Source organism: Desulfobulbaceae bacterium (genome assembly GCA_015231515.1).
GTDB lineage: Bacteria > Desulfobacterota > Desulfobulbia > Desulfobulbales > VMSU01 > JADGBM01.
This window is the reverse complement of record JADGBM010000005.1, coordinates 55,749-68,189: the sequence shown is the minus strand read 5'-3', so window position 1 is coordinate 68,189 and position 12,441 is coordinate 55,749. Positions and strand designations below refer to the sequence as shown.

Here is a 12,441-nt window from a genome sequence, read left to right as displayed (position 1 = left end):
CGTCACCACCAAAAATCCAAACAGATTTTTTGACCAGGTAATCGGCAATACTGGCTAGTCGTTTGGCTGTAATAGAATCACTGCCGGCAAGAGTATCTTTTAATGCAGCCACACGAGTACGTTGCACATCAATATCTGTTTGGCTGACCTGAGGCGCTGAAAGAATGTCGGTGGAAACCTTTTTGGTGACGATTTTTTCTTCAACAGCCTTCTCAAGCAGTTCTGCAGCCTGTGAAGCCATTTTGCTAACAGAATAACGCATACCGAGACCAAACTCAGCGTTATCTTCAAACAGTGAGTTCGACCAGGCAGGTCCGCGACCATCTTTATTTTTACAATACGGAGTTGTTGGCAGGTTACCACCGTAAATTGAAGAACAACCAGTCGCATTTGCAACAAGCATTCTGTCACCAAACATCTGGGTAACAAGCTTAATGTAAGGCGTTTCGCCACAACCGGCACAGGCCCCTGAGAATTCAAAGAACGGACGCAGTAACTGGCTTCCTTTTACTGTTGAAGAATCGACCTCAGTTGCATCAATTTCAGGCAGGCTCAAGAAGAATTTTACGTTTGGTGCTTCATTGGTGCGGATGGCTTCGGTATTAGTAACCATCGTAAGAGCTTTGGTCTTAGCTGGGCAGATTGTTGCACACAGCGTACAACCGCAACAGTCTTCAGTGAAAACCTGAATTGAAGCTTTTCGGCCTTTAAATTGAGCGCCAACAGCGTCAGCAGTTTTGTAACTCTTAGGAGCCCCTTTTAGATCGGCTGCTTTATTAATTTTCATACGGATGGCAGCATGTGGGCAAATTAATGAACAACGACCACACTGAATACAATTAGCCGGAATCCATTCTGGTACTTGAACCGCAATATTTCTTTTTTCGTATTGGGTTGTAGCGGTTGGCCAAGTTCCGTCATTTGGCATTTCAGAAACTTTAATAGTATCGCCTTTGCCTTCGATCATTTTTGCAGTGACATTCTTGACAAAATCTGGGGCATCGGCTGGAACTGTGGTAGGTAATTCATGCCCATTGATTGTAGCAGGCAACTTAACTTCAACGATGTTGTTCATAGCCGCATCAACAGCAGCATAGTTCATGTTGACGACCTTATCGCCTTTTTTGCCATAGGTCTTTTTAATAGCATCTTTAATAGCTTTGACAGCCTCTTCCTGGCTAATGATGCCGGAAATAAGGAAAAAGGCGGTTTGCATAATCATATTGATGCGGGCACCAAGGCCAATTGCTATGCCAAGCTTAAGCGCATCGATGATGTAGAACTTAGCCTGCTTGTCAATAAGCTGTTTTTGAACTTTTGCTGGAAGGTTCTTCCACACCTGTGCCTTACTGAATGAAGTGGTTAATAAGAAGGTGCCGCCTTCTTCAAGGTTGGCAAGCATGTCGTACTGATTAAGAAATGTGAAATTGTGACAAGCAACGAAACTGGCCTTATTGATGAGATACGGAGCAACAACAGGATTTTTACCAAAACGGAGGTGACTTGTGGTGATCGATCCAGATTTTTTTGAATCGTAAACAAAGTAGCCCTGTGCAGAGTTATCAGTTTCTGTTCCGATAATTTTAATTGTGTTTTTGTTAGCACCAACAGTACCATCAGCACCCAAACCGAAGAACATTGCACGATATACATCATCGCCTTCAATGCTGTAGCTTTTGTCATAAGTGAGGCTGGTTAGGGCAACATCATCATTAGGTCCGACACAGAAGTGGTTTTTAGGCGCCCACGAAGCCATATTGTCGAAAACAGCTTTAACCATGGATGGAGTGAACTCTGCTGAACCAAGTCCGTAGCGTCCGCCAAGAATGGTGGGCTGTAAAAGGACATTTGAGGACTCAACTGCTTCGCCAACGGCAGCACGTACATCAAGGTATAGCGGCTCTCCTGCCGAGCCGGGCTCTTTGGTGCGATCAAGTACAGTAATTTTTTGTACAGAGGCGGGCATGGAGTTGACCAATGCTTTACAGTTGAATGGTCGGAACAGTCGAACAATGATCATACCGATTTTGCGGTTTTCGTTAGCAATGAGATGGTCGATGGTTGCCGCTGCAGTTTCAGCACCTGAGCCCATCATAACGATAATCTCTTCCGCATCTGGAGCTCCATGATAGTCGAAAAGATGGTATTGACGTCCGGTTAATGCAGCGAACTTATCCATGGTTTCCTGGAAAATTACAGGTGCAGCGACATAGTATTTGTTAACAGTCTCACGGCCTGTAAAATAGACGTCGGGGTTCTGAGCAGTACCTCGCATCATCGGACGATCAGGGCTTAACCCTCGCTGTCTGTGCTCCATTACCAGATTTTCATCAATGATAGCTGCCATGTCATCAGTTGTAAGCTGTTCGATCTTCTGGATTTCATGGGAAGTACGGAAACCATCAAAGAAGTGCATGCAGGGAATGCGGCTTTTTAGGGCAGATTGAGTGGCAATAAGTGCCATATCCTGACATTCTTGAACGTTTTGTGAACATAGCATGGACCAGCCGGTCTGGCGGGCAGCCATAACGTCACCATGATCACCGAAAATTGAAAGACCCTGGCAGGCGACTGAGCGTGCCGTGATATGAAAAACAGTAGGTGTTAATTCACCTGCAAGTTTGTACATGTTGGGGATCATCAGGAAAAGACCCTGTGAGGCGGTAAAGGTCGTACAGAGTGAACCTGTGGTAAGTGAACCGTGCAGAGCACCGGCAACACCACCCTCAGATTGCATCTGGGTAACAACAGGAACAGATCCCCAGATATTCTGCTGGCCAGCAGTTGATTTTGTATCCGACTCAGCAGCCATCGGTGTCGATGGTGTGATTGGATAAATGGTGATGACCTCACTGGTAGCGTAAGCTACATGAGTACACGCTTGATTGCCATCAATGGTTACCATTTTTCGAGACATAAAACCCTCCTTAAAAAGTTAATAAAAATATGAATAATAAATAGAATATGTAAGGGGTTTTGAGTGGGTAGAAACACGTGTAAAAACGTTTCAGCCTCCTCACTTAGGGTAGAACTTCGGATTATAAAGGAACTTCAAGAGAATATCTAGTCTTTTTGACCATCTTTTTAGCCTACGAACTGAAATCTTCCTAAACAACTTGTAAAAAGCAGATATTTGAGGGGCAAAGGTGAAAATCAACGCTCAATAGGGGCAAAGTGCAGGAGTTTTTTTTTGAGGCTATTGGGTGGAGTTAAAATTCTATGAATCGAGCATCGTCTGGAGGGCATGAAGCTCAGGCTGTGGAATAATGAAGATGCTCAAATTATTATTCCAGCGGCTTATTTCATGTTGAGTGAGCAGTGTGCGCAGAGCATTTTTATACTGAGTAATGGTTTCGTAATTCTCGACAAAATATTCCCCGTAACTATTAAGTGAAATAATTGTCGATTTGATTTTTTTTGCACCACGCACCGGAGTTTTGTCAAAATTAATAATGGCCAAAGCCTGTATAATAATTTCACTTTTAAGCAGTTGGTCTGCAGAGATATGAGAAAAATTAACCAAAGGAAACGTGTCAATGATCTTATCTACCAAGATCTGGAGGTCGGTCAGGTCAACGGGGAGGTAGTTTTTGGTCAAATGAAGCTTGGTGGATTTGGTAAGAATTCCGTTAACCATCATCCAGGTTAATAATTTTATAGGATCATCTTCACGCTTGATAATATAGTCTTTTTTATTTTTTATAGTATTGTGATCGTGATCGCCCTGAAATGCGAAGAAATAGTCGGTTCCTGAAAGTCTGGCAACATGGATGGTAATATCAAATTGTTGCATTGATTGACGTGATAAACTGTTTATGTAGTCAATCTTGTTAGGCTTTTTTTCGTGAAAGGTGAAGAGCTTTCTGCCTAACACAGCAATGTCTTGTTCTGTAATAGTCAGTTTTCTTTTTTCTTTGGAAAATGTTCTGAGATACCAGCGCAATTTCTTATAGGTCTCGATAAGGTATTCGTGAACTTTTGTTCCTTCCTTGAGAAGGTCTTTATGTGTCCAGTGCCGATAATTCAGGTAATGTTGCGCGTTATCAGGCAGCAAGCCCCAATCTTCCATGAGATCAGTAGTGGTTTTCAGATGGCTGCTTCCGTCTGCTAATTTCTTCTGAGACTCTCTTCCCTCAAGGGTTTTCAAGAAAAAACAGGAACGTATAAAGTCATCTCTTTTATTAACTGACCGTTCGTTCTGGTAAAAGGCTACAATCTCTTTAGCCATCAAAAGATAAGGGTCGATGGCTTCGATGGCGAGGGCCATAGAATTCTCTGGGAGTTGTTCCGGATAGGTAACAAGAGTTTTTATCCGGTCGGAAAAAAGGACAATCGACTGTGGCCTGTCGCTAAGCAGCAGTTCCAGGTAGGCAAATTTAATTACCGATTTGAAAGGGCTGTCCAAAGCTTTATTCATCTGCCAAAGACAGGCCCCAAAAATCTCTTCCTTGGGGAGAATCGAAATGTATCCGAGATCAACAAAATTGTTGAGGTTAATCTTTGATGTTTCCGGGAGTTGGTCGACAAAAGCCTTGTACTCGCTATCGCTTAATCCGGGGGGAATAAGCCACCATAAGGGCATTTTTCCAGCGACCAGAACATGTGTTCTGAACAGTTCATCTTTTAAAAGAAGTTTAATTGCTGAGCCGGCAGACTCCTCGTCAGTTCTGGATTGGAAGCTGTTTTCCTTGGTTTGGACAATATCCATCGGGAAAAAATAAACCTCATGTCCCTGCTCCTGAGCCCAGGCCTCAATGAGTTTGCACTTTTGTTCCAGTTGCGCAAGTCCTCTATCCCCAAGCTCATCCAAAGAAACACTTACCCAGTAATCACAGTCAGATTTATCAGTTTGGGCGATTGTGCCGATACTGCCGATGGTTTTTAACGAGTGGATAAATGGCTTCTGAGGAAAAGGAGACGGCGAACCGGAACGAAGTGCTGTGGACGAAGGGAAATAACGTTGAAAGAGATCAATACTCATCTCCTTTTCCGGTTTGTAAAAATGAATACCATAGCAGCAGTCTGGTTCGTTTACGTAACCAGGTAAGTCTGGTGCATTGCTATGCAGCAGAAAGGGAACAATTTTAAAGAGAAAGGCCGCCTTTGACCCTTTAAAATTAACAGATTTTTGTATGCGACCGTTGTTGTACTCAATAAAACGATCTATTCGCTCTTTAATGTGCATTAGAAATAACTAGTCTTATATTAACATGCATTTACAAGGGCTTGGCTAATCTTTAGCGCCTCGTGTGTTTTCTTAACATCATGAACCCTGAGTATCGATACGTGCTTTGCGGCAAGTATTCCGGATAGAATTGCTGTTGGGCTATCTCGGTCAGCGCTGTCATCTTCAAGAATTTTGCCGATAAAAGATTTCCGTGAGTGGCCTATAAGCACAGGGCACCCGAAAATGGAGTAGTCGTTGACCCTGTTCAGAATCAGCAGATTATGGGCAAGGGTTTTTCCAAAGCCTATGCCTGGATCAATAACTATTCGATCCTTGCTAATACCTTGATTTTCTAGCCAATCGATCCGCTCCTTAAAAAAAGAGAGCGTTTCTTCTATGATACTATCATAGTGAGGGCTAATTTGCATATCGGAAGGTTTGCCCTGCATGTGCATGATAATAACAGGGGCCTTGAACGTATTAGCAATATCAGCCATGCGCGGGTCAAAGCGCAGCGCACTTATATCATTAATTATATCGGCCCCAGCTTCTAAGGCCTGAGCTGCAACAGTTGACTTTGTGGTGTCAATGGAAATTGGAATTGAAGAATGCTTGCGGATAGCCTGTATGGCTGGGATGACTCGTGAAAGTTCTTCTTCTTCTGATACGGGATTGGCAAAGGGGCGGGTAGATTCTCCTCCCACATCAATAATATCTGCTCCATCACCAATCATCTCTTGAACATGAGAGAGAATGGAACGTTTTTCTACAAATTGTCCACCATCAGAAAAAGAGTCTGGAGTTACATTAAGGATTCCCATAATGTAACTTCTGTGGCAGAAATCAAGTTTCGAGTTCTTTAAAACCAGGTACATGCATTGTCCCTAAGCCTATGCGTTCTCTGGGGAAACCTCGTTTGAATCTGGATGTTTTTCGGCTTTAGGTTGATTTTCATTCATGATTGTTTCAATATCCTCAAGCAAAATAGTCTCTTTTTCAAGTAAGGCATTGGCAATCGCAATGAGTTTGCTTTTATTTTCAGAGAGGAGATTGTTGACCTTGGTATTTGCCTCAAAAATAAAATGTTTTACTTCGGTATCGATCCGAACGGCGGTATCTTCACTGTAGTCACGATGCTGGGATATTTCACGGCCAAGAAAAATTTGCTCCTCTTTTTTGCCAAAGGTCTGAGGGCCCAATTTCTCACTCATTCCCCATTCACAGACCATCTTTCGAGCTAAATCTGTGGCGCGCTCTATGTCGTTACCAGATCCAGTTGTTATGTCGTTAAAAATAATCTCTTCAGCAACTCTACCGCCTAAAAGGATGCAGATGTTATTTAAAAGAAAGGTTTTGGAGTGGGTATATTTATCTTCGGTCGGTAATTGCTGAGTTAACCCTAATGCTCGACCGCGTGGAATAATGGTTACTTTATGAAGTGGGTCAGTGTTAGGCAAAAGCTGTGCAACAAGGGCATGACCGGCTTCATGATAAGCGGTAACCTTTTTTTCTTTTTCGGAAATAATCATGCTTCGACGCTCAGCACCCATCATAACTTTGTCCTTGGCCTTGTCAAGATGGTCCATGGTAACACTCTTTTTACCAGTACGAGCGGCAAGAAGGGCGGCTTCGTTAACCATATTCTCCAGGTCCGCACCAGTAAAACCCGGTGTGCCGCGAGCAATAACCTTCCAATCAATTTTATCGTCTAATGGAACTTTACCACCATGGACTTTGAGAATCATCTCTCTGCCTTTAACATCCGGGGCAGGAACAATTACCTGTCGATCAAAACGCCCAGGTCTAAGCAAAGCAGGATCTAATACGTCAGGTCGATTTGTTGCCGCGACTATAATTACGCCTTCATTTTCTTCAAAGCCATCCATCTCAACCAGCAACTGGTTGAGTGTCTGTTCGCGTTCGTCATGGCCTCCGCCAAGACCAGCACCTCGATGGCGACCAACTGCATCAATTTCATCAATAAAAATGATGCAGGGAGCGTTTTTTTTGCCTTGGGTAAAAAGGTCGCGAACACGAGAGGCGCCAACACCGACAAACATCTCGACAAAATCAGAACCTGATATGGAAAAGAAAGGAACCTCTGCTTCACCTGCTATAGCCTTGGCCAGCAAGGTTTTACCTGTTCCTGGGGAGCCAGCTAGCAAAACGCCCGTGGGAATTCTGGCACCAAGATCGGTGAATTTTTTAGGATCCTTAAGGAAATCAATAATTTCAGATAAGTCTTCTTTTGCTTCATCAATACCGGCAACATCTTTGAAGGTGATTTTGCTTTTTTCACCATCATTAAGACGGGCCCTGCTTTTACCAAAACTCATGGCTTTGCCGCCACCGACTTGCATCTGGCGCATAAAAAATATCCAGACACCGATAAGAAGGAGCATGGGGAACCAGGAAACCAAAATAGTTATATACCAGGGGGTATCCTCTTTCTGTTTTGCCTTAATATTGACGCCGGATTTGCGAAGCATCGGGATGAGGTCAACGTCATTAGGAGCGATTACCCTGAAACTGGTGCCGCCCTGAATAGTGCCGCTTAACTCATTACCCTGAATAACAACTTGATTAACCATGCCCGATTCAACACTGGAGATGAAGTCAGAGTAGTTCATCTCGGTCACAGATGTTTGAGGTTTGTTAAACAGGTTGAAAAGCAATACCATGGTAAGGCCGATAACAAGCCACATTGAAAGGTTTTTGTAGAACATGTTCAAGTCAAAGTTCTCCTATATAGACAGAGTTGTAATAAATATAATTTTCAGAAGCTCAACAGCTACAGACATTTAATGATTCCTGCTTACAATAAGTCGTCTTGGTCGGAATGTCTAGCTGCCATATGAAGTTATTGGAAATACTCCTGCAGAGATTTAACTTCCATACTTTCTTCATGTAGAGTTGTGATTGCCATAACCATGGATTCAGCACCAGCCGTTGTAGTTGTGTAAGGGATATGATAATCAAGGGCGCTGCGCCGAATTGTGTATGAGTCTTCTGTTGCTCTTGTTCCCATAGACGTGTTGATAATCCATTGAATTTTTTTGTCCTGAATTATGTCCAGTATATGGGGGCGGCCTTCGGAGATCTTATTTACCATGCAACAGTCAATGCCTGCCTCATTAAGAACCTTAGCCGTACCTTTTGTTGCCATTATTTTAAAGCCTAGTTCTGCTAATTTCTTAGCAGATGGAACAATCGTTTTTTTGTGATCGCCTTTCATTGAAATAAGAACGGTGCCGGAGGTTGGTATCTTTTGACCGGCTGCCAGTTGTGCTTTAGCAAAAGCCAGTCCGAGTGTGGAATCAATTCCCATAACTTCCCCGGTTGATTTCATCTCTGGGCCTAGCAGTGTGTCAACGTTGCTGAAACGATCAAAAGGAAAAACAGCTTCTTTAACTGCATAATGGGTAATTTGCACTTCTTTGGTAAGGCCAAGTTCCGCAAGTTTTTTGCCCATCATTACCTTTGTTGCAAGTTTGGCAAGCGGAACACCTGTAGCTTTGCTTACAAATGGCGCTGTCCTTGAGGCCCTTGGGTTAACCTCAAGGACATATATAGTTTCATCTTTTACGGCAAACTGGATGTTCATAAGTCCAATAACATTGAGCTCCAAAGCCATGGCTTTGGTGGCGGCCATGATTTCGTCCTGGAGTTTCTTTGACAGGGTGTGGGGCGGCAGCACGCAAGCTGAATCACCGGAGTGGATTCCGGCCTCTTCAATATGCTCCATTACGGCACCGACTATACAAACCTCACCGTCAGAAATTGCATCTACGTCAATTTCGATGGCATCCTTTAAAAATTTATCAATCAGAATTGGGTGTTCTGAAGAGACTTCAATTGCAGTTGTCATGTAATCGTTAAGGTCGCGGGCATTATAGACTATGCGCATGGCCCTTCCGCCAAGAACGTAGGAAGGCCTGACCATTACAGGGTAGCCGATTTGATTGGCAATCTCTACAGCGGTCTCCGGAGTTCGTGCTGTACCGTTTTCAGGTTGTTGTAAGCTTAACTTTTGCAGAAACTGCTTGAATCGCTTTCTGTCTTCGGCTCGATCAATGCTGTCTACTGAAGTTCCAAGGATGTTCACACCAGCCTGCTGAAGGTCATTTGCCAAGTTCAGAGGCGTTTGACCACCGAATTGCACAATGACGCCATAAGGTTTTTCGGTGTCGATAATATTAAGGACGTCCTCGATGGTCAGAGGCTCGAAAAACAGTTTGTCAGAGGTGTCATAGTCGGTACTGACTGTTTCAGGATTGCTGTTCACCATAATACTTTCAATGCCCAGCTCATTTAAGGCAAAAGCAGCGTGAACACAGCAATAGTCAAACTCAATACCCTGACCAATTCGGTTTGGACCGCCGCCGATAATCATGACTTTTTTACTATCAGAGGGGCGCGCTTCATTTTCCTGCTCATAGGTAGAGTAAAAGTACGGAGTAAAGGCTTCAAATTCAGCGGCACAGGTGTCAACCAATTTATAAACAGCTTTGATGTTAAGTTTGTCACGCAACTCGCGAATGTCACTGGTTGAGGTGCCGGTCAGGAAGGAGATCTGTTTATCTGAAAAGCCAAACTGTTTGGCCTTGTATAAATTTTCTGCGTTTAAACCGGAAAAGCCCCAATCCTTGATTGATTTTTCAAGTTCAACAATCTGTTTCAGATTGTTCAGATACCAGGGGTCTATAAAGGAGATCGTATAGATCTGTTCAACTGGCATTTCACGCCTGAGGGCCTCGTAAACATACAGCATCCGTTGTGAGCTTGGTTTGGCCAGAGCCCGCGCCAGAGTTTCGTCACTGATGCCGGAATGCTTGAATTTAGGGCCGGCACCAAATCCGGTGTAGCCTGTCTCCAGAGAACGCATACCTTTCTGGAAGGCCTCTTTGAAGGTTCGGCCAATGGCCATGGTTTCACCAACAGATTTCATGGCAGTAGTCAGAAAATCGTCTGCTTCAGGAAATTTTTCAAAGGTAAAGCGGGGAATTTTCACAACACAATAATCAATACTCGGTTCAAATGAAGCATATGTCTCCTTGGTAATATCATTTTTGATTTCATCAAGGGTGTAGCCAACTGCCAGTTTTGCAGCAATTTTGGCGATTGGAAAGCCAGTCGCTTTTGAGGCAAGGGCAGAACTCCTGGAAACGCGAGGATTCATCTCAATTATCATGATCTCTCCGTCAACAGGATTTACTGCAAATTGCACGTTCGACCCACCTGTCTCAACACCGATCTCACGCATGATAGCGATTGAGGCATCACGCAGAGCCTGATACTCTCTGTCCGTTAATGTCTGCGCCGGAGCAACTGTAATCGAATCTCCAGTATGAACGCCCATGGCGTCGAGATTTTCTATTGAGCAGACAATGACGACATTGTCATTATTGTCGCGCATAACTTCAAGCTCGTACTCCTTCCAGCCGAGCAGACTTTTTTCAATCATGACCTCAGTGTTCAGGCTTAAGTCGAGGCCGACAGTGCACAACGCGTCAAGTTCCTGGCCATTATAGGCAACACCGCCGCCAGTTCCTCCAAGGGTAAAGCTCGGGCGAACAATGACGGGAAAACCGATCTCATCCCCGGCGGCTCGCGCTTGTTCAATGGTATGAACAATGGAGCTTTTGGGCACATTCAAGCCGATTTTATGCATGGCGTTTCGAAATGAATCACGTCCCTCAGCTTTGCGGATAACATCGGCATCAGCACCAAGCATTTCCACGCCAAATTTGTCCAAGACACCCATCTCGGCAAGTTTTAAGGCCGTATTTAAACCAGTCTGGCCGCCAAGGGTAGGGAGCAGTGCATCCGGGCGTTCTTTTTCAATAATTTTGGCAACCATTTCCGGGGTAATTGGTTCAATATAGGTTCTGTCGGCAATCTCCGGGTCGGTCATGATGGTTGCAGGATTAGAGTTAATCAGCACAACTTCGTAACCTTCTTCTTTCAAAGCTTTTACTGCCTGGGTTCCAGAGTAGTCGAACTCACATGCCTGACTTATGATAATTGGACCGGAGCCGATAATAAGTATTTTTTTGATGTCTTCTCTTTTTGGCATAATCTAGTACCTAATCTCTTGTTTCCTGAAACTCAGGTGTTTGTAATTGGGGTAAGCAAAATACTTGGTCATGACGTTGTCTTTCTTCTATTTCATCATCTCAATAAAACGATCGAATAAGTAAATGGAATCATGAGGGCCAGGGGCGTTCTCAGGGTGGTGCTGAACAGAAAAGGATGGATGTTTTTTGTGTCGCATTCCTTCAAGACTGCCGTCATTAAGATTTACGTGGGTCAGCTCTACTTCGTCAGGGTTAAGGCTGTCAAGATCAACGCAAAAACCATGGTTTTGTGCGGTAATTTCAATCTTGCCGGTGGCAAGATTTTTGACCGGTTGGTTTGAGCCCCGATGACCAAATTTAAGTTTGTAGGTGGTGCCACCATAAGCCAGACCAAGAATCTGGTGGCCAAGGCAGATACCAAAAATTGGTTTTTTACCGAGCAGGTCTCGGATGGTGTCGACAACACCGGGCACACCAGCGGGGTCTCCGGGGCCATTGGTTAAGAATATGCCGTCCGGGTTCAAAGCAAGTATTGATTCTGAAGATGTCTGAGCAGGAACAACTTGAATTTGGCAGCCTCGCGCAGCGAGCAGGCGAAGTTGGTTATACTTCAAGCCAAAATCAATGGCGACAACCTTGAATTTTCCAGAACCGGCACTACTGAAATTTGTCCCAGGCACAGGTCCGCTATCAGTCCAGCAGTAAGGCTCAGGGCAGGTGACTCTGCTGACCATGTCGTGACCAACTAAACCTGACCAGTCTTTGGCTTTCTGGATCAGTGCCTGGGGGTCAAGTACGTCTGTAGAGACAATTCCCTTCAGTGCTCCGGCAACCCTCGTGTGTTTGGTAATTGCTCTGGTGTCGAGACCTTCAACGCCAAGAATATTGTTTTTTGTGAGGAACTGAGCAAGGGTGGCGTCAGCGAGGTGGTTGCTGGGAATGGCGTTATACTCGCGAACCAGAAGGGCACCGGGATGAATTGAAGATGACTCCATATCGTCTTTGTTGACACCGTAATTACCAATTAAAGGGTAGGTCATCGTGACGATTTGTCCGCAGTAGGAAGGATCGGTAAGGATTTCCTGGTAACCGGTCATGCCGGTATTGAAAACAATCTCCCCGAGGGCCTCACCAGGGCCGGTAAATGACCGACCTTCAAAAATTCTGCCGTCTTCTAAGGCAACAAGCGCTTTCATA

Annotated in this window: 6 protein-coding genes; all 6 read right to left on the bottom strand. The window is 44.4% G+C overall.

Going from position 1 to position 12,441, the window contains the following annotated elements:
* The coding region (nifJ, locus tag HQK80_01990; GenBank protein ID MBF0220991.1) for a pyruvate:ferredoxin (flavodoxin) oxidoreductase at positions 1-2,917 on the bottom strand (2,917 nt) is incomplete at its 3' end.
* 300 nt (positions 2,918-3,217) lie between these two features.
* Entirely contained in the window at positions 3,218-5,185 is a 1,968-nt protein-coding gene (locus tag HQK80_01985; GenBank protein ID MBF0220990.1) for a class I adenylate cyclase, read from the bottom strand.
* A gap of 20 nt (positions 5,186-5,205) precedes the next feature.
* The gene (folP, locus tag HQK80_01980) at positions 5,206-6,042 is read right to left on the bottom strand and encodes a dihydropteroate synthase (protein MBF0220989.1); all 837 of its coding nucleotides are present in this window, start codon (positions 6,040-6,042) and stop codon (positions 5,206-5,208) included.
* Positions 6,043-6,057: 15 nt separating this feature from the next.
* A complete protein-coding gene (gene ftsH, locus HQK80_01975; GenBank protein ID MBF0220988.1) occupies positions 6,058-7,893 on the bottom strand; it encodes an ATP-dependent zinc metalloprotease FtsH in 1,836 nt (611 codons plus the stop codon).
* A gap of 134 nt (positions 7,894-8,027) precedes the next feature.
* Positions 8,028-11,243: a carbamoyl-phosphate synthase large subunit gene (gene carB / locus HQK80_01970; protein ID MBF0220987.1), complete on the bottom strand. Its 3,216-nt coding sequence runs from the start codon at positions 11,241-11,243 to the stop codon at positions 8,028-8,030.
* Positions 11,244-11,330: 87 nt separating this feature from the next.
* Entirely contained in the window at positions 11,331-12,440 is a 1,110-nt protein-coding gene (gene carA, locus HQK80_01965) for a glutamine-hydrolyzing carbamoyl-phosphate synthase small subunit (protein MBF0220986.1), read from the bottom strand.
* Between the last annotated feature and the right edge of the window lies 1 nt (position 12,441).